This window comes from Streptomyces sp. NPDC050988 (genome assembly GCF_044456225.1).
In the GTDB taxonomy this organism is placed as follows: domain Bacteria; phylum Actinomycetota; class Actinomycetes; order Streptomycetales; family Streptomycetaceae; genus Streptomyces.
Genome location: NZ_JBITFQ010000004.1, coordinates 238,139 through 258,203, shown reverse-complemented (window position 1 = coordinate 258,203; position 20,065 = coordinate 238,139). Strand labels below are relative to the sequence as shown.

General features: G+C 66.5%; 32 protein-coding genes. 28 read left to right on the top strand and 4 right to left on the bottom strand.

What is annotated here, in order from left to right:
* The first annotated feature begins 7 nt into the window (after positions 1-7).
* From ACIBEI_RS12410 to ACIBEI_RS12395, 4 genes are all read left to right on the top strand, one after another.
* Positions 8-1,318, top strand: a complete 1,311-nt coding sequence (locus ACIBEI_RS12410; protein WP_398887834.1) for a tail fiber domain-containing protein — start codon at positions 8-10, stop codon at positions 1,316-1,318.
* 2 nt (positions 1,319-1,320) lie between these two features.
* Positions 1,321-1,665, top strand: coding sequence for a DUF2746 domain-containing protein (locus ACIBEI_RS12405; RefSeq protein ID WP_398888320.1), 345 nt, complete (start codon positions 1,321-1,323; stop codon positions 1,663-1,665).
* Positions 1,666-1,737: 72 nt separating this feature from the next.
* Entirely contained in the window at positions 1,738-2,541 is an 804-nt protein-coding gene (locus ACIBEI_RS12400) for a peptidoglycan-binding protein (RefSeq protein ID WP_398887832.1), read from the top strand.
* A complete protein-coding gene (locus ACIBEI_RS12395) occupies positions 2,538-2,747 on the top strand; it encodes a hypothetical protein (protein WP_398887830.1) in 210 nt (69 codons plus the stop codon). The genes ACIBEI_RS12400 and ACIBEI_RS12395 overlap by 4 nt, the downstream gene beginning before the upstream one ends.
* 54 nt (positions 2,748-2,801) lie before the next feature.
* Here ACIBEI_RS12395 and ACIBEI_RS12390 read toward each other — a convergent pair whose 3' ends face one another.
* The 3 genes from ACIBEI_RS12390 to ACIBEI_RS12380 all read right to left on the bottom strand — a co-directional run bounded on the left by ACIBEI_RS12390 (position 2,802) and on the right by ACIBEI_RS12380 (position 4,953).
* Positions 2,802-3,179: a hypothetical protein gene (locus tag ACIBEI_RS12390; RefSeq protein ID WP_398887828.1), complete on the bottom strand. Its 378-nt coding sequence runs from the start codon at positions 3,177-3,179 to the stop codon at positions 2,802-2,804.
* A gap of 77 nt (positions 3,180-3,256) precedes the next feature.
* On the bottom strand, positions 3,257-3,955 hold the full coding sequence (locus ACIBEI_RS12385) for a hypothetical protein (RefSeq protein WP_398887826.1): 699 nt from the start codon (positions 3,953-3,955) through the stop codon (positions 3,257-3,259).
* A gap of 47 nt (positions 3,956-4,002) precedes the next feature.
* The gene (locus ACIBEI_RS12380) at positions 4,003-4,953 is read right to left on the bottom strand and encodes a hypothetical protein (RefSeq protein ID WP_398887824.1); all 951 of its coding nucleotides are present in this window, start codon (positions 4,951-4,953) and stop codon (positions 4,003-4,005) included.
* 213 nt (positions 4,954-5,166) lie between these two features.
* Here ACIBEI_RS12380 and ACIBEI_RS12375 point away from each other — a divergent pair, with 213 nt between their 5' ends.
* The 16 genes from ACIBEI_RS12375 to ACIBEI_RS12300 all read left to right on the top strand — a co-directional run bounded on the left by ACIBEI_RS12375 (position 5,167) and on the right by ACIBEI_RS12300 (position 13,647).
* Entirely contained in the window at positions 5,167-5,649 is a 483-nt protein-coding gene (locus ACIBEI_RS12375) for a hypothetical protein (protein WP_398887823.1), read from the top strand.
* 248 nt (positions 5,650-5,897) lie between these two features.
* Positions 5,898-6,308, top strand: coding sequence for a hypothetical protein (locus ACIBEI_RS12370; RefSeq protein ID WP_398887821.1), 411 nt, complete (start codon positions 5,898-5,900; stop codon positions 6,306-6,308).
* Positions 6,305-7,237, top strand: a complete 933-nt coding sequence (locus tag ACIBEI_RS12365; RefSeq protein WP_398887819.1) for a hypothetical protein — start codon at positions 6,305-6,307, stop codon at positions 7,235-7,237. Before ACIBEI_RS12370 ends, ACIBEI_RS12365 begins: the two co-directional genes overlap by 4 nt.
* Before the next feature lie 46 nt (positions 7,238-7,283).
* Entirely contained in the window at positions 7,284-7,775 is a 492-nt protein-coding gene (locus tag ACIBEI_RS12360; RefSeq protein ID WP_398887817.1) for a hypothetical protein, read from the top strand.
* A 114-nt stretch (positions 7,776-7,889) separates the two neighbouring features.
* Positions 7,890-8,327: a hypothetical protein gene (locus ACIBEI_RS12355; RefSeq protein ID WP_398887815.1), complete on the top strand. Its 438-nt coding sequence runs from the start codon at positions 7,890-7,892 to the stop codon at positions 8,325-8,327.
* Between the two features lie 133 nt (positions 8,328-8,460).
* Positions 8,461-9,333, top strand: a complete 873-nt coding sequence (locus ACIBEI_RS12350; RefSeq protein WP_398887813.1) for an AAA family ATPase — start codon at positions 8,461-8,463, stop codon at positions 9,331-9,333.
* Positions 9,334-9,336: 3 nt separating this feature from the next.
* The gene (locus ACIBEI_RS12345; protein ID WP_398887811.1) at positions 9,337-9,711 is read left to right on the top strand and encodes a hypothetical protein; all 375 of its coding nucleotides are present in this window, start codon (positions 9,337-9,339) and stop codon (positions 9,709-9,711) included.
* Positions 9,708-9,860 carry a hypothetical protein gene (locus ACIBEI_RS12340; protein WP_398887809.1) on the top strand — a complete coding sequence of 51 codons (153 nt, stop codon included), beginning with the start codon at positions 9,708-9,710 and terminating at the stop codon, positions 9,858-9,860. The genes ACIBEI_RS12345 and ACIBEI_RS12340 overlap by 4 nt, the downstream gene beginning before the upstream one ends.
* Positions 9,857-10,276 carry a CHC2 zinc finger domain-containing protein gene (locus ACIBEI_RS12335; protein ID WP_398887807.1) on the top strand — a complete coding sequence of 140 codons (420 nt, stop codon included), beginning with the start codon at positions 9,857-9,859 and terminating at the stop codon, positions 10,274-10,276. The genes ACIBEI_RS12340 and ACIBEI_RS12335 overlap by 4 nt, the downstream gene beginning before the upstream one ends.
* Before the next feature lie 34 nt (positions 10,277-10,310).
* A complete protein-coding gene (locus tag ACIBEI_RS12330) occupies positions 10,311-10,778 on the top strand; it encodes a hypothetical protein (RefSeq protein WP_398887805.1) in 468 nt (155 codons plus the stop codon).
* Positions 10,775-11,140, top strand: a complete 366-nt coding sequence (locus tag ACIBEI_RS12325) for a hypothetical protein (RefSeq protein ID WP_398887803.1) — start codon at positions 10,775-10,777, stop codon at positions 11,138-11,140. The genes ACIBEI_RS12330 and ACIBEI_RS12325 overlap by 4 nt, the downstream gene beginning before the upstream one ends.
* Positions 11,137-11,343 carry a hypothetical protein gene (locus ACIBEI_RS12320; RefSeq protein ID WP_398887801.1) on the top strand — a complete coding sequence of 69 codons (207 nt, stop codon included), beginning with the start codon at positions 11,137-11,139 and terminating at the stop codon, positions 11,341-11,343. The genes ACIBEI_RS12325 and ACIBEI_RS12320 overlap by 4 nt, the downstream gene beginning before the upstream one ends.
* Before the next feature lie 21 nt (positions 11,344-11,364).
* The gene (locus ACIBEI_RS12315) at positions 11,365-12,543 is read left to right on the top strand and encodes a hypothetical protein (protein WP_398887799.1); all 1,179 of its coding nucleotides are present in this window, start codon (positions 11,365-11,367) and stop codon (positions 12,541-12,543) included.
* Positions 12,540-12,869: a hypothetical protein gene (locus ACIBEI_RS12310; RefSeq protein WP_398887797.1), complete on the top strand. Its 330-nt coding sequence runs from the start codon at positions 12,540-12,542 to the stop codon at positions 12,867-12,869. The genes ACIBEI_RS12315 and ACIBEI_RS12310 overlap by 4 nt, the downstream gene beginning before the upstream one ends.
* Positions 12,866-13,249, top strand: coding sequence for a hypothetical protein (locus ACIBEI_RS12305; RefSeq protein WP_398887795.1), 384 nt, complete (start codon positions 12,866-12,868; stop codon positions 13,247-13,249). The genes ACIBEI_RS12310 and ACIBEI_RS12305 overlap by 4 nt, the downstream gene beginning before the upstream one ends.
* Entirely contained in the window at positions 13,246-13,647 is a 402-nt protein-coding gene (locus ACIBEI_RS12300; RefSeq protein WP_398887793.1) for a hypothetical protein, read from the top strand. The genes ACIBEI_RS12305 and ACIBEI_RS12300 overlap by 4 nt, the downstream gene beginning before the upstream one ends.
* Here ACIBEI_RS12300 and ACIBEI_RS12295 read toward each other — a convergent pair.
* Positions 13,604-14,614, bottom strand: coding sequence for a hypothetical protein (locus tag ACIBEI_RS12295; protein ID WP_398887791.1), 1,011 nt, complete (start codon positions 14,612-14,614; stop codon positions 13,604-13,606). The genes ACIBEI_RS12300 and ACIBEI_RS12295 overlap by 44 nt on opposite strands.
* Before the next feature lie 182 nt (positions 14,615-14,796).
* Between ACIBEI_RS12295 and ACIBEI_RS12290 the strand changes: the two genes are divergently transcribed.
* From ACIBEI_RS12290 to ACIBEI_RS12255, 8 genes are all read left to right on the top strand, one after another.
* Positions 14,797-15,069, top strand: a complete 273-nt coding sequence (locus ACIBEI_RS12290) for a hypothetical protein (RefSeq protein WP_398887789.1) — start codon at positions 14,797-14,799, stop codon at positions 15,067-15,069.
* 107 nt (positions 15,070-15,176) lie between these two features.
* Positions 15,177-15,410 (top strand): hypothetical protein, encoded by a 234-nt coding sequence (locus tag ACIBEI_RS12285; RefSeq protein WP_398887787.1) that lies wholly within the window; start codon positions 15,177-15,179, stop codon positions 15,408-15,410.
* A 43-nt stretch (positions 15,411-15,453) separates the two neighbouring features.
* Entirely contained in the window at positions 15,454-15,900 is a 447-nt protein-coding gene (locus tag ACIBEI_RS12280) for a DUF6879 family protein (protein ID WP_398887785.1), read from the top strand.
* A gap of 27 nt (positions 15,901-15,927) precedes the next feature.
* A complete protein-coding gene (locus ACIBEI_RS12275; RefSeq protein ID WP_398887783.1) occupies positions 15,928-16,773 on the top strand; it encodes a helix-turn-helix domain-containing protein in 846 nt (281 codons plus the stop codon).
* A 210-nt stretch (positions 16,774-16,983) separates the two neighbouring features.
* Entirely contained in the window at positions 16,984-17,259 is a 276-nt protein-coding gene (locus ACIBEI_RS12270) for a hypothetical protein (protein ID WP_398887782.1), read from the top strand.
* Positions 17,256-17,798 (top strand): NUDIX domain-containing protein, encoded by a 543-nt coding sequence (locus ACIBEI_RS12265; protein WP_398887780.1) that lies wholly within the window; start codon positions 17,256-17,258, stop codon positions 17,796-17,798. The genes ACIBEI_RS12270 and ACIBEI_RS12265 overlap by 4 nt, the downstream gene beginning before the upstream one ends.
* Before the next feature lie 390 nt (positions 17,799-18,188).
* The gene (gene dapF / locus ACIBEI_RS12260; protein ID WP_398887778.1) at positions 18,189-18,989 is read left to right on the top strand and encodes a diaminopimelate epimerase; all 801 of its coding nucleotides are present in this window, start codon (positions 18,189-18,191) and stop codon (positions 18,987-18,989) included.
* Positions 18,986-20,065, top strand: coding sequence for a D-alanine--D-alanine ligase (locus ACIBEI_RS12255; RefSeq protein ID WP_398887776.1), 1,080 nt, complete (start codon positions 18,986-18,988; stop codon positions 20,063-20,065). The genes dapF and ACIBEI_RS12255 overlap by 4 nt, the downstream gene beginning before the upstream one ends.

The window sequence follows — 20,065 nt, the reverse complement described above, 5'->3', positions numbered from 1 at the left end:
TCTCTTCTTGGCAATCACTTCGTACCCGTTCGACGCCCAGGCCGTCACCGAGACCCAGTTCAGCCAGATGTTCCGGGAGTTCCAGGAGTCGGGCGTCGTGGCCTCGTTCGGTGGGTCCGGGTTCAACGTCACGGCCAACACCGGCATGACGCTCAACGTCTCCTCCGGCCTGGCGTTCCTCCGTGGCTTCATGGTGCAGTCGACCGCGACCGAGGTCGTCACCATCCCGGCCGCCGGCACATCGGTCCGCGTCGACCGGGTAATTCTGCGACTGGACCCGTCGCTGAACAGCATCGTCCTCGCTGTGAAGCAGGGCACCGCGGGCTCGACGACTCCTCCAGCCCTGACGCAGACGGACACCGCCGTCTACGAACTGCCCCTGGCCCAGGTCACGGTGAACGCGAGTGTCACCTCGATCACGTTGGCGGACATATCGAGAACGCGCCCCTTCGTGGGGACGCGAATCCTGGCGTGGAACACGCTGACTCGTCCCACGTCCGCGCGCTTGGGACAGATCGGCTACAACGCCGACACGAGCGCATTCGAGTTCTGGAACGACACGGCCTGGACCGCGCTCATCTCCAACGTGAGCTGGTCGACCCTGACCGGCAAGCCCACGACGTTCGCGCCGTCCGCGCACACGCACCTGTGGGCCGATATCACCGACCGCCCTTCGACTCTGCCCCCGTCCGCGCACACGCACGACTGGACGCAGGTCACGGGCAAGCCGACGAGTTATGTCCCGAGCGCTCACGGCCACGCCTGGACGGAACTGACCGGCGTCCCCAGCACGTTCGCCCCGTCGTCCCACACGCACGCGTGGTCGAGCATCACCTCGAAGCCGAGCACCTTCACCCCCGCGTCCCACACGCACTCGTCCTACCTGGAGTCAGGGGACACGATCTCGTGGGCCAACGGCACGAAGCGTGTGCACAACGACTCAGTGTCCGGGTCCGGGACGTATTACGCGGTGTGGGTGCAGGGGGACGGAACCTTCGCCCGGAACACCTCGTCGCGCCGCTTCAAGCAGAACATCCGGGACATCGATATCGACCCCGAGGCAGTTCTGTCCCTGCGTCCCCGCGTCTACGACCGGCGCCCGAAGGAAGAGGGCTCGGACGACTACCTGCGGGACGAGTTCGGCCTGATTGCCGAAGAGGTCGCGGAGACACTTCCCGAGGTCGTCACGTACGACGACGAGGGACGTATTGACGCCCTGCGGTACGACCTTCTCGGGGTCGCGCTTCTGTCCGTCGTGCAGGACCAGGCCGACCGAATCGAGCGTCTGGAGGACAAGCTCCGGGAGTTGTCCCGTTGAGCATGCCCCCGGACGTTCAGGTCGCGGTGGTCTCCGCCGGCGGAATGGTCACCGCGGCTCTCGTCGGCGTCCTCGTCGAGTTGGTCCGGCGCCAGGGGACAGCCATCGCCGAGGTGCGCGAGCACGCGCAGGAAGCCCGCGATCAGGTCTCCAACACGCACAACACGAACCTGCGAGACGACCTGGACCGAGTGATCGCGGGACTTGACCGCGTCCTCGAAGGCCAGGCCGAGCACAGCCGGGACATCCGCGAACTGCGCGCCGAACTGTCCCACGAGCGCGTCGAGCGCCTGGCCGTGTCGGAGCGTCTCGACACGCACATCTCGACGACCACCCCCACCCCCTAAGACCCCCCTCATTCCCCGAGGCCCTGTCCCCACGGACGGGGCCTTTCGCATGTCCCGAAGGAGAACGCCCCCTTGACCACCCAGGCTCAGAAGATCCTCGGCATCGCCCGCGCCGAGAAGGGCTACCACGAGGGCCGGAAGTCCGGTCACTGGAACAACGACCAGAAGTACAGCGACCAGACGCCCGGCCTGGAGTGGAGCGACTTCCAGGCGTGGTGCGCGACGTTCGTGTCCTGGAGCGCGATGAAGGCCGGGCTCGCTGCCCTGTACCCGCGTACCGCGTCCTGCGAGACCGGCGTCGCCTGGTTCAAGCAGCGCAAGCAGTTCAGCACGTATCCGGCCGTGGGAGCGCAGGTGTTCTTCGGTGCCGGCGGCGGGACTCACACCGGTCTGGTCTACGACTACGACGCCGAGTTCATCTACACGATCGAGGGCAACACCAACGACGACGGCGGCGCCGAGGGCGACGGCGTGTACGAGAAGAAGCGGCGCCGCAAGGACTCGTACGTCTACGGCTACGGGTACCCGGCTTTCGCCGAGGGCATCAAGTCGGCCGACCCGGCATGGAAGGACAGGGCGCCCAAGGCCGAGGCATCCAAGCCGAAGCCCGCTGCGGTGAAGACCTCGATCGTTGCCCTCAGTTCGGCCGTGAAGCCGGGCGTGCACCACAAGCAGGTGCGCGAGCTTCAGCAGCTCCTCATCAAGGCGGGGTACGGGCCGATCAAGGGCTCGGTGACGGACCTCTACGGTCCGGAGACTCAGCGCGCGGTGGCCCGCTTCCACGACCGGAACCCGAAGTACCGCAGCGGCCTGCACGACCCGAAGATCGGGCCGCAGGGCTTCATAGCTCTCCAGAAGCAGGCGGGCCGCCGATGAGCAGGCATCGCCGCCCCGCATCCGTTCTCGTGTCCGTCCTGCCCGTCCGCTACCGCTCGCGCGTCGGGGCCGTCATCTCGGCCCTGGGAGTGATCGTGAGCGTCGCCGCCATCGTCTACGCCGACCGGCCCGAGGTCGCCCTGATCGTTCAGGTAGCGACCGCGCTCGGCCTGGTCGAGGGATCGGACTCTGACGAGGCCGAGTAAGTACAGCGCCCCCTGGTGGCCCTCGCGGGTCGGCAGGGGGCGCCTTTCGTCGTTTCAGGTCTGCTCGGCGGCCTTCGCCTTCTTCTCCGCCTCGATCTCGGCCAGAGTCCTGACGGGGGTACGCCGGGGTCGACGTGTTCCAGCAGCCGTCTTCTTCGCCGTCGTCTTCTTCGCGACAGCCTTCTTGGCTGCGGCCTTCTTCGCGGGCGCCTTCTTCGCCGCAGGCTCCTGCGGTGCCGGCGAATCCGCGGAGTCGTCCTCGGTCGCCTTAAGGGCGTCCTCGCCGAACACCGCGAGCACGGGCGCGGCGTCCTCGTCGCAGAGATCCCGCTGACGGGGCTTCCCCTCATCGGGCGTGAGCGTGAAGCGAGTTGCGTTCCTGTCCCGTCGTTTACAGATGTCGCATACGCGCACTGTGATCGTTACGTCCATTCCTCCGCTGTCTCCTCGCCCGTGGGGACTCTCGCTGTAAAGATTGTCCCTCACGGACGAGGCGCGGGTCGCAGTTCTCAGGCAGTGGCTTCTTCGAGTCGGCTGATGTAGCGGGCGCCCTGGCGACGGCTGCGGCCCATGACCCTGGCGAGGTTGGGACCGTTTATCTCTTCACCCCTGGTGCTGAGCGTCGCGGCGGCCTGCTTCAGCTCCTCCACGGAGGGGCCGGGGCGACCGGGGCGACGCCCGGCGCGGCGCTTGGCCACCTCGTCGACCGGCGGCTCGGTGCCGTCGAGTGTCGGCTGAACCGGCATGACGGCCTCGCCCTGATCCTGGCCCTGGTCCTGGTCCTCGACGACCCACTGTGCCTCGGCCTCCGCGGGGCGCGCAGAGCGGATGACCATGTGCGCGACATGACCGGCGACGATGGCCGGGACAGCGGAGACGGCGGCGACCAGCTCCTTCGAGGAGGTCATGTATCCGGCCGCTATCCAGTGGGCGACGACCTGACCGGTCAGGGTCATCCCGAGGGCACCGATAGCTCCTGCCACGGCCGAGCCCCGGCCCTTCTCGCCCTTGGCACGGTTCTCGGTGAACCACACGGCGACGACGGCGTACACGCTCATGCAGACCGGCATGCCGGCGGCGACGAACTCGCCCCATCCGGCAGCGCGGGCGAGCTGGTACTCGCCGGGGGCCGACATTGCGAGGGCTACAGCCAGGACCAGGGCGCCGACGACGTAGGCGTACCAGGGCAGGCGGGCAGACGTAGACATGGGTGTGCCTTTCAAGGGCAGTGCAGGGATGAAGTCGAGGACGGGCGTCAGGCCCGCAGGGCGGCGCGAAGCTCGGCGGCGCGGGCGGCCACGTCCGGCATGACGGGAAGCGGCGCGTGGTCGGTGATTTCGCCCGTGGTGCAGTCGATCTCGAAGACCGTGGTGCCGAGAGCGCAGTCGCCGCAGATGCCCGTGTCCTGGCCAGCGGGCAGCAGCCCACGGCAGCCGCCGGAGCACTCGGCGTAGTTCTTCCACTGCCGCTTGCGAGCAGGACGCTTGCGGTCGAGGCGGTCAGCGATCAGCTTCGAGGCCGAGTAGACCTTCACGGGAAGGCCCTGTGTCACGGCGTCGGTGATCTCGACGATGGTGGCGCCACGGTCGAGCCAGTCGGCGACCTGCGGAACGAGCTTGTTCACCTGCCGGTCGGACAGCCTCAAGCGGGTGTCGATCGCGGCGAAGCGGCGCAGGATGCGGGCAGCCTCGGCGGCCTGCTTGTCGCTCTGGTCCTGCTTCTCGCTGAAGCCCTCCCTCTCCTGGGCCCCGAACGGCGCGGCCTCGTCCTGGACGGGCTCAGCCGGAGGGAAGGGAGGATTCTTGTCCCCGTCCTTTGAAAGATCCTTTTCCCCGTAAGGGGACGCTCCCGCCTTGCGGGTGGCCGGACGGCCGGTGACCGGAGGGGTGGGAACCGGAGCGGAGGCCATGTTCGGCAGCTCGTACACGTCCACGGTCGAGACGATCTGAGCCGTCTCCTGGTCGCGGGCGGTCTTGGTCACCCAGTACCCGAACTCGCGCAGCTCCTTGACGGCCTTGGCCACCGCGGATCGGCCCTGCGGGTAGTTGTCCGAGAGGGTGCGAACGTTCTCCTTGACCCCGCTGGGCAGGGACAGGACAAGGGCGAGGATGCCGCGCGCTGTGTGAGAGATGCGCGGGTCCTGGATCGCCTTATTGGCGATGATCACGAAGTCCCGCTCATGCGTCGGGATACGATGAATCTGCATTGGGAGTGCTAGCTCCTGTGCCAGACCCCGGGGTGTTGGTAGCACCGCCGGGGTCACCTATTTACATAGCTAAGTGACAGCTTCTGTCGAGTCTCAGCTTGACATGACCAGCGTCCGAAGGTCAACCTTTACTCCGACAACCAAGACTCCGGGCTCATCCCCGAGGATGAGACCACCCGGGGATGAGACCGATCTGCCACCGAAGGGGGACACATGGCGCAGTCGAAGATCGTTGACGAATCGGAAGTCATCCGCTGGTTCGAGGAAGACCGCACGTACCCGTGGATGCAGGAGCAGTACCGCGAGAAGTACGGCATCGAAACGACCATCCCCATGTGGTCAGCCTTCCGGCGCCGCAGGGGCCTTGACCGGCGGAATCTCAGGGCCGACGACCTGATCCCCTGGAAGGTCAAGGAAGAGCACCGGCACCTGTACCCGGCCCTCATGCTCCGCGCCGAAGCACGCCGCCGGGCCGAGGAGCAGGCGAAGACCGAGGGTAAGAAGCCCAAGGCCACGATCTCGGACCGCGACGCGAAGCGTCTTGTGTCCTGGAAGCAGATGCTCGAAGAGGGCAGCCTCGTCGTGCATTACGACCCGGACACCGAGGACGGCTTCTTTTACGTGCCCCGCGAGGAGAGCGACGCCGGACTCATCCGGAAGCCGAAGAGTAAGACCGGCAACAAGGCCCGTGATTGATGCGACCCCAAACGCTCGAACGACTGTTCGCATGAGACCCCTGTCTGATCTGGACGGGGGCTTTCTCGTTCTCAGGTCGCATAGGCCCCTGACCTGGGGTTGCGTAGGGTTCACCTAAGTGTGAAGGACACGTGTAAATGCACACCCCGGATCACTGGCTTGCATGCCGGACGCAGATTGACACTCTGCGCGCGAACCACATAGAACAGTGGTCGCAAGTTCCATGTTTACACCAGGGGGGCCAGGTCATGTCGCTTACCACGTGCAACGCAGGCGTGGAACCGGGGAAGCACTGCGACGCCACGGGCCCGTTTCTGCGGGACGGGGAAGACGTTCCGCATGAGGGGGCCCTGCCGGATCTCTACGCGCCGAGCAAGCCTCTGCGCAATATTAAGTTGAACCTACTGCCCGGTCTGTCAGTTGTCGGCAGTCCTGCCGACTGGGACTGCGCCCTGATCATCGCCCCGAACACCCCGGCCGCTCTCGTACGGGAGGCCCTGTACGAGCTGAGCCTCGCGGGCCTGGAGCCGCTGACCGAGGAAGAGCACGAACCGGAGCTTCTCGACGACGGCTCGGTCCGCCTATGGCTGGTACCGACCGACCCCGAGGACCCATTCGAAGACGCCCCCACCACCGAAGAGATGGAGATCGCCGCTTGAGAATCGTCGACCTGACACCGACACCGACCGTCCCCCGCGACGGCTGGGACCGACCGCTCGTCATCCCGAAGCAGGGCGGCAAGCCGGTGCCGCTGACCCGCACGACGACGTTCATCGACTGCATCGAGGACAAGACCGCCCTGTCCGACTGGCACAAGCGTATGACCCTGGTTGGGACGGCGAAGCGTCCGTCCCTGCTGGACGTGGTGAGGCAGCTCGACCCCGAGGGGCCGGACGACAAGCGCAAGCTCAACGCGCTGGCCGAGCAGGCGATCGACATCGCCGGAGCCAACACGAAGCGCGAGAAGGGCACCCACCTTCACACGCTGTCAGAGCACGTAGACCGCGGTGACCCCCTGCCCGCCGGCACCTCCGTACGCGACCAGCTCGACATGGCCGCCTACCTGGGTGCGACGGTCGAGTTCGACGTGAAGGCCGTTGAGCGGTTCGTCGTGGTCCCCGAGCTGGGCACGGGCGGAACCTTCGACAGGCTCCTCGAATACGCCGGGCCGGGGCCGGACGGCGAGCACGTCGAGGGCAACTTCATCGGCGATCTGAAGACGGGCAGCGTCCAGTACGGCGCCCTGAAGATGGCTTCTCAGCTCGCGGTCTACAGCCGGGGCGAGTTGTACGACTACAGCCGCTTCCCCGTGGACCCGGCGGACAAGAAGGCGTTCGCGGCCTGGAAGAAGCGGCAGGTGCCGGCGGACGAAGCGGCCCAGGCATACACACCCCTGCCCGAGGTGTCCCAGAAGTGGGGGATCATCATCAACCTGTCTGCGGGCTCCGCCGACTGCACCCTGTACTGGGTCGACCTTGAGATCGGCTGGGCTGCCGCCAAGCTCGCCCGCGACATCCGCGCCATGCGCAGCACTAAGGGCGCGATGCTTCCGTGGGTGACCGGCCTCACAAACCCGAAGGCCACTTAACTGTCGGCCGCATGTTAAGTTTGTACCCAGAGAGCGAGGGAGTGAAGTGAAGGCAGATCAGGCCGAACTCGTGGCGTCCTATCCGGACGGCTCGATCGGGATCACCATCAAGTACGGCAAGAGCTACGAGGACACCTGGGCGGTATTCCGTGGCTCCGTGAGGCAGGTCCGCGAACTGGTTCGCGACTACTTCGGGTTCGAGTGTAAAGATGTAACCAGCCTCTCTCTGAGTGATCTCGTCGTCAACGCGACGAACCTCGCCCATGGGAAGGGGAACATCGCCTCGATCCTCGACGCCCGGATCATCCCGGACGAGGCTCCCGCGCAGACTCCGGCGGACGACCCCTGGGCAGCGGCTTCAGCCGCACAGCCCGAGCCCGCGAGCGATAACGCGTCCGCCTGGATTCTCGGCGAGATCGAGAAGCAGACGACCATCGACGACCTCAAGAAGCTGTGGGCGGCGAACCAGTCGATGTTCGCCGACCCCGCCGTGATGGCCGCCTACAAGGCCCGGGGCCGGACCGTGAAGGGCGGCTGAGCGGATGTCCGTCGTCGTCCTCGCCCTGGTCCTGGCCGTCTCCGCGCTGGGCTCAGTGATCACACCGCGGTTCTCTGAGCCGACCCCCTATTACCGAACTGAAGGAGAAACCGAGTGCCCCTGAACTTCGTTGAGATCCCGACCGCTGGCGGCGGCTGGTTCAAGCCCGCAGAGGTCAAGGACGCCATCGCGTTCCTCATCGAGGTCAACTCGTACGAGCACCAGCGCCCCACCCCGAACGGTCCGAAGGACTCGGCCCTCTGTGACGTGACCGTGTTCAAGGACCGCGAGAGCATCGACAAGCTCTCCCCCGAGGTCAACAAGGGGACGCGGATCGAGCAGACGCTTCTCGCCCGGGACCTGGAGAAGGTCGTCGGCGGAGCCACCATCGTCACCCTGGCGCAGGTACCCCCGAAGCGGCCGGGCGCGCACCCCGCGTGGGTCTGGCGTCCCTGCAACGAAGCCGGAGTCCGGCAGCGGGTCATCGAGTACGCCGAAGCCCGAGAGGCAGCCGTGAGTGCGGCCGTCGCCGAGGCTCCCGACTTCGACTGATCCCACGCGAAGAGCTGGGGGCCGGTCGATGGGCTGGCCCCCGCCCTCGCGGGCCTGGAGGGCCCGTGAACTCGCACAACCCTGATCCGCGCTGCGGGAATCCGCCGCTTCATCTACAGAGAGGAGTCCATACGTGCTGACCCCCGCTAGGTCCCTCGCGCTGCACGCCGAGTCCGGCAAGGAGCTGCCGAGGGTCGAGGCGTTCGACGCCCTGTACGGCATGGGGTGCCGACCGCGTCACGGCGAGGTCATCATGATCGCGGGCAGGAGTGGCACGCAGAAGTCGGGCTTCGCCCTGTACTGGGTGGCGTCCATGAACATGCCGACCCTGTATTTCTCGGCGGACATGTCGGCCTTCACCGCGTCGTCCCGGCTCGCGTCCATGCAGACAGGCGACACGACCGAGATGGTCGAGGCCGGTATGGGTGCCGGCGGACGGCATCGCGAGGAGTACCTCGCCGCCCTGACCCCTCTGAACGTCACCTTCTCCTTCGGTTCGCCGATCAATTGGAAGACCGTAGACGAGGAGTTGGAGGCGTACATCGAACTGTGGGACAGCTATCCGGCCGTGATGGTGTTCGACAACCTCATGGACTTCGACGGCGCCGAGTCCGACTACACAGAGCAGATGTCCGTGATGAGCGGCCTGACCGAGCTTGCCCGCGCGACCGGCGCGACCGTGATCGTTCTTCACCACGCGAGCGACAAGAGCTGGGAGGCGAAGTCCGACCCGTGGGCGCCGCCGTCCCGCGATCAGGTGAAGGGCGGCCTGTCGGAGAAGCCGGAGCTGTCTCTCTCCGTGGCGCTCGACCCCACCTCTCACGAGTACCGGGTCGCGGTGATCAAACAGCGGATGGGCCCGTGCGACCCCACAGCCAAGCGGTACGCGTCGATGCGCTGCCACCCCGAAGTGACTCGCTTCTCGAAGTTGGAGCGGGTCGTACCGATCGCTTCTCCCTCGAAGCCCTGGTCGCCGACCGGCGCCCTTAACCAGAAGGCGGTGTAAAGTTTGGACCGGATTGCCGAGCGGAACCGCGCCAACAAGCGCAAGGGCGCCGCCTGGGAGACCGAACTCCTCGCGGGCCTGCGGTCCACGGGCGAGGACACCGAGCGCCTGCGGTTGACCGGCGCGGAGGACGAGGGCGACCTCGTCATCCGCGAGCCCGGCGGCGCGTATCTCGTCATCGAGGCGAAGAACGCCAAGTTCGAGCCCGGCCCCTTCCTCGACGAGGCCGAGCGCGAGCGCCTCAACTTCGCCCGGCACCGCGACCTCGACCCGTTCGACGTGGACTCGATCGTCGTCGTGAAGCGCCGGGGCAAGGGATGGCGAAAGGCATTCGTCCTGACCACGGTCGAGACGTACTTCGGGCTGGACGACGCGTGAACGCGATCACGTTCGAGGAAGCCGCCGAGTACGAGCGCCTCGTCGAGGAGCTGGGCCGGTTCGACCTGGATACGGCTGTCGGCGCACGACTCGAATCCCTCGGCTACGACGACAACAAGGGGTGGTTCGTCGGGAGCCGGGTGCCGTGAGGTTCAGCCGGATCGACAACGACCACCAGGACCAAGAGCACGAGAAGCCCGCGCTCGAAGCGGTCCTCGAACACTTCGGCGTCGACTTCAACTCGCAGCGAGCGAGCGGCATGGCGCACTGCCCGCTGCACGAAGACGACAACCCGTCCTTCTCCTGGAACACCGACCGCCAGGTGTGGAAGTGCCACTCGTGCGGCGAGGGCGGGGACTCCTACACGCTGATCATGAAGAAGGAGAAGACCGATTTCGTCGGAGCAAAGCGTCTTGCAGCCTCTCTCGCCTTCGCAACGCGAGATGCTGGAGGAGGCAACCGCGGCCTATCAGGCAGCTCTTACGCCGGGCGTCGCAAGGTATCTACTCGATCGGGGGATCGGACGCGACGAGGCAACTACGTACCGGCTTGGCGTCGTCGGTGACCACCCCTTCCCCGGTCACGAGAAGTACCGGGGCATGCTCGCCATCCCCTACCTCGACCGCCACAGCAGCCCGCTGACCGTCCGCTTCCGCTGCCTGGTCGAAGACCACGACCACCGGGCCTTCGGGCACGGCAAGTACAACACCGTCAAGGACGACCCGCCCCGCATGTACGGGATCGACTCGGTTCACCAGGCCGGGGACACGATCGACGTGGCCGAGGGCGAACTCGACCGGATCATCCTGCGGAAGATCGGCCTTCACGCCGTAGCCATTCCGGGCGCTTCGATCTGGCAGGGCCGACACCGGCGGATGCTCGCGGGCTTCAACCGCGTCCGTGTCTGGGGCGATCCGGACGACGCAGGCGCCGAGTTCACGGCCCGTATCTGCCGGGCCCTGCGGTCCGCCAAGGGCGTACGGCTGCGGGACGGCGATGTGACGGAGACCTACAAGCAGGGGGGCGCCCAGGCCCTCCTTTCCCTGATCAAGGAGGACGACCAGTGACCGAGGCGACCGCCAAGAAGGCCGCCCCACGCAAAGCGCCGGCACGGAAGGCCGATGCCTTCGCAGCCGTTCTCTCCGAGGTGGGCGCGGCTGCCCGCAGGGTCGGCGATCTCCCCTCCACCCTGGTCGGCGGCGACCTCCCCTCTCGCGGGGCGGAGTCCTACCGCAGGCGAGCCGAGGACTGGGACTCGATCAACGAGGCCCGCCAGGACGCCGGGACGTTCGGCGTTGACGGCCTGGCCGTGCAGGTCGCTTTCTCCGCCTTCGGCGGGCGCACGGTCGAGGACATCCGCGAGGGCCTCGTCCGCTTGGCGTCGCTCGCGCTCGCGGCCGTCGAGCAGATCGACCGTGAGGCGAAGTGAGCGAGCCCTTGCCGGGCACTCCTGGCCCCACGCTCAAGCGCCTGTACGAGGAGTTGGAGCCCGACGTTCGCGAGACCGTCCTCGTCCGGCTCCTCGACGGCTCCTCGGCCGAGCGCCTGGCCCTGGTCCTGCGCAGGCATGGGCACACCGTGTCGGCGTCCACCATCCGCACGTACCGCCGTTCCCTTCGCGATGGAGTGTAAAGTTTGAACCAGTCTGAACTGTTGAACGACCTGCTTGCGACACCAACCGCACCGACCCTCGCAGGCCGCCAGGCCGACCCCGACAAGGACTTCACCCGCCAGATCGAGGTCTCGGGCGACGCGGCCGAGGTGACCGTTCGCGGCCCCGAGGGGATCGACCCCGAGTCCACCGCGGCCGACGTGCTCCGCGCGCACCAGCTCGACCCCGCCGAGTGGGAGATCACCGGTTTCCGGTCGAGCGAGTGGACCATGGCGAGCGGCGAGCCGGGCGTCTCGGCCCGCTTCTCCTTCGGTCGCCGCAAGGGCGGCGCCGTCACCGAGCGGCCGAACGTCGACGAGCTGCTTCGCGTCTTCGAGGACTACGCCCCCAGCACCGTGCCCGACGACCAGGACGGCGACTTCACGCTCGTCATCGCCCTGGGCGACATGCAGTTCGGCAAGCTCGACGGCGACGGCCCGGAGGGCACCCTCGTACGGGCCATGCAGTGCATCGACCGAGCGGTGGACCTGCTTGTCGAGTACCGGCAGCGCTTCGACATCGAACACGTTCACCTCGCCTGGCTCGGCGATCACGTCGAAGGCTTCGTCTCGCAGGGCGGCGCGAACACCTGGCGCACACAGCTCACCCTCACCGAACAGATCCGGCTTACCCGCCGGCTGATGGCGCACGCAATCGTCAGGCTCGCCCCACTGGTCGCCCGCCTGACGGTCGTCGCCGTTCCCGGCAACCACGGTGAGGCGGTCCGGCCAGGCGGCAAGGGCGTGACCCGCTACGACGACAGCCACGACACCGACGCCCTGATCTCGGTCAGCGAGGCCCTGGCCCTGGCGGGCGAGGAGTACGCGCACGTCGAGGTGTACGTCCCCGACACGGACGAACTGACGGTCGTCGTCGAGTGCTCGGGAACGGTCGTCGCCCACGCCCATGGCCATCAGTGGAAGGCGGGCAAACACTTCGAATGGTGGCGCGGCCAAGCCTTCGACAAGACCTCGGCGATGCACACCGCGGATCTGCTTCTCGCCGGTCACCTGCATCACGAGTTCGTGGACACGGACGGTCCCCGCACCTTCGTGCAGGTGCCGGCGATGGAGTCCGAGTCGACCTGGTGGCGGCACCGGAAGGGCACGCGAGGCGCCCCCGGCCTGATGGCCATGGTCACGAAGGACGGCGCAGTACCGGTGAAGGAGGTCGTCAGGTGACCAACTCCCCAGCAGCCGACTGGCAGTTCCTCGACCTGCCCGAAGTGGTGAGCCTCACCGGCCGGGCCGCCCGCCGGATCGCCGACGGCTACGAGGACACCCTGACGATGGAGTACGACGACGCCCGCCAGGAAGCACTTCTGATCCTGGCGACCAAGCCCGCCATGGTCAGCGAATGCCTGTCCGACCCGAACCTCGGGCTCGGCGTCCTCTATCACCGCCTCGTCCTGGACTTGATCGACCGAGTCAAGACCGAGGCCAGACGCCGCATCCGGCACACCTCGTACGAGGCGGCGTGCAACGCGGCCGAGCAAGGGCGTGTGTGAGCGGGTACGAGCGGCGCCTCATCGAGCATCTCCTCCCGGCCGTGTGGGACACCGAGGCCGCGTACGGCATCCGCAACCCGCAAGCCCCGGACGCCGACATGCCGAAGGGCACCGTCGACAAGAAAGCCGCGGGTGCCCTGTTCGCCCACCTCGCCGACATCCGGCGGGGCTGGGCGACGGCCCCGCTCTCCCTCGTCGAGAAGCGAGCGCTGTTCATGCGCTTCGCCCTCGACTGGGACGACCGCCGGATAGCGGCCCGCGAGGCGGTCACCGACCGCGCCGTCCGCTACCGACTCGAACGAGGCGTCGGCAAACTCGCCGCCCACCTCAACGGCACTGGCTACGTGGACAGTTACGACGACTTGGAGAGCGCGGCGTGAGCGAGACCTCGCCCGAGGGACCGGTCTCTGTCGAGCCCCCGCCGGGCATGGGCCCGAACGGCTATGAGTATTGGGACGTCGAGACCCGCACCTACTACGAACGCCAGGACGACGGCACGGTCATCACCCGCCCCTACAACGAGGCGGAGAACCAGCAGGCCAATGCCGCCGCGAACCGAGCCGTCCTCGTCGACTGCATCAAGGGCATGACCGTGCTCTTGTCCGGCGACATCGCTTCGAACAAAGCCTTCGCCGCCCTGCCCGACCTCACCAGCGACGAGGGGAGAGCACAGGTCGACGCGCTCACAGCGCAGTCGAACCGCCAGGCCGAGATGCTCGCGGCCATCGCCCGCCTCAGCCTGGGCCGCTTCGAAAGCGTCGAGGTCGAGATCCAGTGACGTTTGTAGGGTCGAGATCGGGGTGCGGAACCTGGCCGGGCATCGGGTCCAACTGCGCGGACTGCGGCAGAGCCCCGGCTGTCCGCCCGAGGGCGGGAGCGATAGCCGGTGCACTCGATCTGTCCCAAACGCTGGGGACCAACACCCTGTTCTCGCCGAAGTGCACCTTGATGCTGTCCTGGCGCGTCGTACGCATCCACAACGGAGCCCCGATAAGGATGCGGCTCACGCCCTCCAGCTCCGGTTCCGCACGGAAGTTCCAGCGGCCCGGCGTAAGCGTCACGTCCTTGTAGATGACGGCCACGTACTCAGTCGCATCGAACCCCATAATCGTGTAGGCGCGGGTTTCGGGACGCCCCTGATGATCGGCCGGGTCGCCGTAAATGCCCTGTGTCAACGCGACCTTGAGGATCTCCACAGCAGCTTCCTCGTCGTCGAGCGGATACGCCCGTCCCGTCCTGGCGCTCACCTCCGCGCCCCGGAGAGCCATGAACTCCTCGATCATCGGAGCATTCGACGAGGTCCATCCGCCGACAGAGTCTTCCTCCGGGACGTCGTAACCTTTCAGGTTCTTCAGGCTCCCGAACAGGCAGAGGTCGACACGGCGGCCCTGCTGGGTGACGGTCTGTGTGTGAGTCAGAGCGGTCCGCCCCGGGAGGCGGAACTCCGGGAACCCCCACCGCTGGAACTCCGCCACCTCGGCCCAGCCCGCACCCTGAACGTAGTGCCCGGAAGTCGGGGCATCGAAGTCCGTGACGATGGACTTGCGGAGCTTCTTCCTCAGCTTCTCGGCAATGTCGAAGGTGGTGTTCTCGCGGTCTCGGCCAGCGAGGTTGACGCCGTTGCCTGCCACGCCAAGATTCACCGCGGGCTTGATGCGGGAGTCCAGCCGAATCCCGTTGTCGTCGATCACCTCACCGACGAGCCTCTCGGACCAGTAGACGTACCTGCCTACGGGCTTAGGCAACGCTGACCTCCGCGGGGAATCAGGCCCGGCTACAGAAGCGAGGCCGCTGGTACAGGAAGACGATCAGCAACCGGCATCAGGTTCCGACCATCGCCCAATCGGGTGACTCCCGTACCACACTGTAAAGTTGGACCCTCCATTCCGGAGGGTCCAACTTGCGTTCCCGGCGTTAAGCTGTAGCCATGTTCAAGATGACGTGGGCGCTGGTCGCCGAGCATGCAGACGAATGGACCGGCGACGACTTCAGCCAGGCGGCTGCTGTCCTGGACGAGAAGGTCGGCGCGGCCGTCTCCGCGAGCGCCATGAACTCGGATGCTCAGGCACACTTCCGCGCGACGTTCCTCGCGCCCGTCCGGGACAGCCTCTCGGGGGAGGGACGGACGGCGATCGAATCCGGCCACCTCTGGAGCGCTGCGGCTGGTCCCCTGCTCGTTGCCCTGGCCCCGGCCGCGTAAGGTCCCTCCCCGAAGTCCTGGCAAGTTTCGGCAAGTTCCTCGCCCCACAGCAAAACCGGGGGCAAGCTCTGGCACAGAATGCGTTCCCGGTACCCGAGGAGGTCATCATGGCCCTGGTTAAGCTCGGCAAGGACCCGGAGAGCCCCAGCGGCGGCTCCCCCACCGTCTACCTCGACGAAGAGAAAGACACCTACCTCGTACAGGGGTGGAAGGTGGAGGACATCGAACGGCTCGGACAGATGGACATCCCCGGACATGAGACGGTGGTGGAGATCCCCCGGCGCATGGTGCAGTTCTTCCAGGAGGTGAAGCAGGTTGACGACAGGGACTCCGACGTTTGAGGAACTGTTCCGCGACTGCCAGAGGACTGCTGTCCACCTGGAGATGCGTGATGCCTACATGAAGTCGGACCCGGCTTTCATCGACTGGCAGGCCGGAGAGGTTCTCGACCCGGCCGAACGCTGGGCCGACTGGCACGCGATCGTCACGGAGGCGGCCTCGCGAGGTGTCGAGGTGCGCCGAGCACGCGTCGTCTCCACGCCCGTCAGCGAGTACATCCGCTTCGAGTACGACGTGACGGATGGCCTGAACATCGCAGCCGGCGAAGACGTGCGCTGGCTCTCGCGGCGGAGCGCCACCGACATCGCGCTCCCTGGAAACGACTTCTGGCTCTTCGACTCCAGCCTTGTCCTCGTCAACCATTTCGACGGCGACGGCGAGAACATGGAGGTCGAACTCACCGATGCCCCAGAAGTGGTGAAGCTATGCGAGTCGGCCTTCGAGGCCGTGTGGAGGCGTGGAACGCCGCACGCAGAGTTCCAGACGGCCTGACAGCTCGACCAGGCAATTCACATCGCCATGACATCCCCCTCTTCAAGTGTCCAGGAGGCCCGAAAGGCCCTGGGCCAACGCCTTGCCGAAATTCGGATTGAAGCCGGTTTCACCAAAAGGGCGTTGGCAGCCCAACTCGGCTGGCACGAGTCGAAGTGTTCGCGCTTCGAGAGCGGTACTCGTTCGCCCTCGGAGCGCGACCTTCGTGAATGGGCGACTGCCTGCGGAGCGCAGGACTCAGCCGAGGATCTCGTCACGACTGCGCGCGGCATCGAGGGCATGTACGTCGAGTGGCAACGGATGGAACGGGATGGGCTCAAGCTGGCCCAGGAGTCCGTCGTTCCCCTGTGGGAACGCACTCAGCGATTCCGTATCTACTCGCCGTGGTTGATTCCCGGCCCCGTACAGACGGCCTCGTATATCACCGCTCTGCTCAACTCAATTCGCGACCGCCGCGGCCTCATTGATGACGTGCCGGCGGCCGTCAAGGTCAGAGTCGAGAAGCAGCAGGTCGTGTACGGCAATCACACGTTCGCCATCCTCCTTGAAGAGAGCGTGCTCCGGTACCGCATCGGCGGAGTAGACGTGATGGCCGGACAGCTCGGCTATCTCCTCAGTGCCATGGCCCTGCCCTCCGTGAGCATCGGCATCATCCCCCAGGACGCGGACCGTTCGAAGCTCTGGCCCGTCGAGGGGTTCTTCCTCTACGACGACGAAATCGTGAACGTCGAACTCGTGTCCGCACACCTCGCGGTGGTTCAGCGCCACGAACTTGCCATGTATGCCAAGACGTTCAGCGACCTGGCCGAACTCGCGGTCTATGGCCCGGCTGCGCGCGAACTCATCACGGCCGCCATCGAATCTCTCGGGTGAACGCCTGGCAAGTTCCGGCAAGCTCGTGGAACCTCAACTGCCGCCCTTCTTAGCTTTGTTAGCACGGCTGAAAACGTGCTCGGAAGGGGCGAAGTGGTGATGGCTTTGGCAAGTACCGGCAAGGAACTGGAGGCAGCCGAAGACCCCTCGGCTGAGCCCCTCCCCATCGACGTGGATGCAATCTCCAGTCGGACCGAATCCATTCTCGGCATGAGGATGGGAACGACCACCCGGAAGGAAATGGACAACGCCTTGGTGGGCGTCACTCGGAACCTGGACCAACTGCTCTGCCAGGACTTGGGGGCCGACGGCGACGAGGACGTACGGACGCTGTTCCGGAAGGGGTACGCGCTGTTTGCCCGCGAGACCCGTCCGACCGCCGAGACCCCTGCGTTCGGCGTCTTCACCCACCTCCGGGACACCGCGCTTCTTACTCGGCAGCTCCTGTGGATCTACACCCAGCGCAACGGGGTGGAGTCCCCGTGAGCGTCCGCGAGGCTCAGATCGTCCGAGAACTCCTCAGCTACATCCACGCGTTTCCCGCCGAGCAGATGGCGCTCATGCCCGTGTACGACTCTTCCCACGACCACGTACGGCGTGGAGAGTGCACCCATGAACACCGCTGCCCTCTCGTCATGACGGGCGCGGTCGTCGTCGACGAACACCATCGCGTCCTGTGCCTGCGCCACGATGGCGGCTACGCCCTCGCCGAGGCGGAGCCGGAGGACAAGGACGACTCACTCAAAGAGGCCGCCCTGCGGCTTCTCGCGGAGGAGGCCGGTGTCCACGACGTGTGGACGGACGAAGTCAGCGGTCTCCCGTTCCTGATCGACGTGACCCGGCCAGGACTGCACAGGTACGGCCCCCGGCTCCGCGTCGGCGTCCGGTACCTCTTCCGGGCTCACTCGGGTGCCGTCTTCCCCGAGAGCATCGCGACGGGCGCGGCGGCCTGGCTACCGCTCTCGGAGATCAACATTCCCCACCTCCGCGACCGCCTGCAAAGCCACCTGATCGGCGTTCCATGAGTCCACGAACCCAGCAACTCGCCTACGTCGCCTGCGTCGTAGCCCTCGGCGGCTCCATCCTTCTGGGCATCTGGAGGAGCTGAATGTACGAACGAAAGCACCAGGAGCCTGACGCCCCTCCGCCCCCGCCTGTGGGCACGATCGGCTCCAACCGGCCTCCGGGAGACGTCCGCATAGGGGACTTCCTCTTGATCGACGGCGCCTACCTCCGCATCCGCGACATGAGGGCCGCCGGCACTGCGAGTCACCGAGTCCTCCACTTCGCCGGTAACCACCCCCCATTGGTCATGAAGGAGCCGGTGACCACGTACCGGCCGATCAACTTCCCCTGACCGCACCCCCGTTCAGGCGTCGACCAAAGCTGTCATCCATGACGCGAGGAGCTTTGCCATGCGCTTCCGCAAGATCCACGGAGCCGGGAACGACTTCGTCCTCCTCTCCAACCTCAAACCAGACAGCACCAAGGAGTGGCCGAAGGAAGCGGAACGCCTCTGCGCCAGGAGAACCGGCGTCGGGGCGGATGGGCTGGTGATCAGCACCGTCTTAAGCGTCAGCCCCGCAGTCCTCGAAGTCTCCTGCTTCAACGCTGACGGCTCCACAGCAACCATGTGCGGGAACGCTCTGCGCTGTAGCGCCTGGGCCGCCCACCACGACCACGGCTTCGCGGAGATGAGCCTCCTCATGGAGGGCGTTAAACACGAAGCAGTCGTAGGCGACGACTCCGTGTGGGTCACGGCTGAGGTTGGTGCTGTCCACCCCCGCCGCGTCCAGACCGTAATCAACGGCAGACCGACGTGGTTCGACAGCGCCCACACCGGGACAGAACACGTAGTCGCCATCGTGGACGACGTAGACGCGATCGACGCGACAACGGTCGGCCGCCTCATTCGCCACCATGCCGACCTCGCTCCGCTGGGAACGAACGTCAACTTCGTCCAGGCCGCCGGCACCCAGGCCCTGAAAATCCGCACCTACGAACGCGGCGTCGAGGCCGAGACCCTGTCGTGCGGGAGCGGAGCCGTTGCGGCCGTCGTCATCGCCACCATGCGCGGGCTCGTCGCAGCCCGCGCCGTCACCGTCCACAACCGCGCCGGGGAACCGCTCACGGTCCGGCCGCACGCCGACCGGCCCAAGCGAACCCACTGGGTCGGTGGACCTGTCACCAACACCTTCGAAGGAGTGCTCGCGTGACCATCTTCCTCAGCTCCGAGTCCCAAGCGGCCGTCCGGGAGGCTGCTGAGCGCCTCCGCGCCTGGCGGCAGGAGGGACTCAACGTCGCCCTGATCTACGGCCCGGTGTCAGCCGAAGACCGGCTCTACCACTCGCTGTGCCCGCCGGGCCAACTGTCTGCCACGGCCCTCTCCGAGGCCCTGGACGACATCGGCGTCCGTTGGAACATCCTCGACCCTTGCGACCCGGACTTCATCGCAAGGTTGTCGACGTACGACGTCGCGCTCTCCAACCTCCACGGCGAGTTCGGGGAAGACGGACGCCTTCAGGGATTGCTCGACTACCTGCGCATCCCATACTGCGGCAGCGGGGTCGGGGCTTCCGCGGTGGCAACCGACAAGATCCTCTGCAAGCGAATGATGGTGAGCCTCGGTATCCCCACGCCCAGCTGGCAGGTCTGGTCGGAAGGCCCAGCACCTTGGAACGGCCACCCTGTGATGGTCAAGCCGCCCCTCGGCGGGTCCAGCGTGAACATGAGCCTCGTCCGTGAACGCGACGACCTCCTCAAGGCCCTGACGAAAGCCGCCGGCACCGAGGGCGGCCCCGTCCTCGTCGAGAACTACCTGCCGGGTGTACCCGTAACCGTGGGGCTCCTGGAGCTGCCCGGAGACTCCGTGGTCATGTTCCCCCCGCTGGCGACCGAAGCCATGGAGGCGGAGTTCTATGACGCCGACACCAAGCTCGACGCGGACTCCCAGGGCAGGGTGAACGTCCAGGTCGCAGAGATGACGAGCGAGGTACGTGACCGAGTCGCCGAATACGCCCGGAACTTGTGGATCGGCCTCGGGCTGCGGGGCTCGGCGCGGATCGACTTCATCCTCGGCAAGGACGAACAGGTGTTGGAGGTCAACACCACTCCGGGCATGTCCCGCGAGAGCAACTTCGCGGTGGGGGCGGCGCTGGTCGGGCTCACGCACTCGGATGTCGTACTGGCGATGCTTTACGAGGCGCTGGCCCGTCCGCCGTACGATGTCCCCCTGCCCACTCCCGCACTCTCCAGCCCCATCGTGACGCGGGAGGCCGCCGTCTCCCCGTAG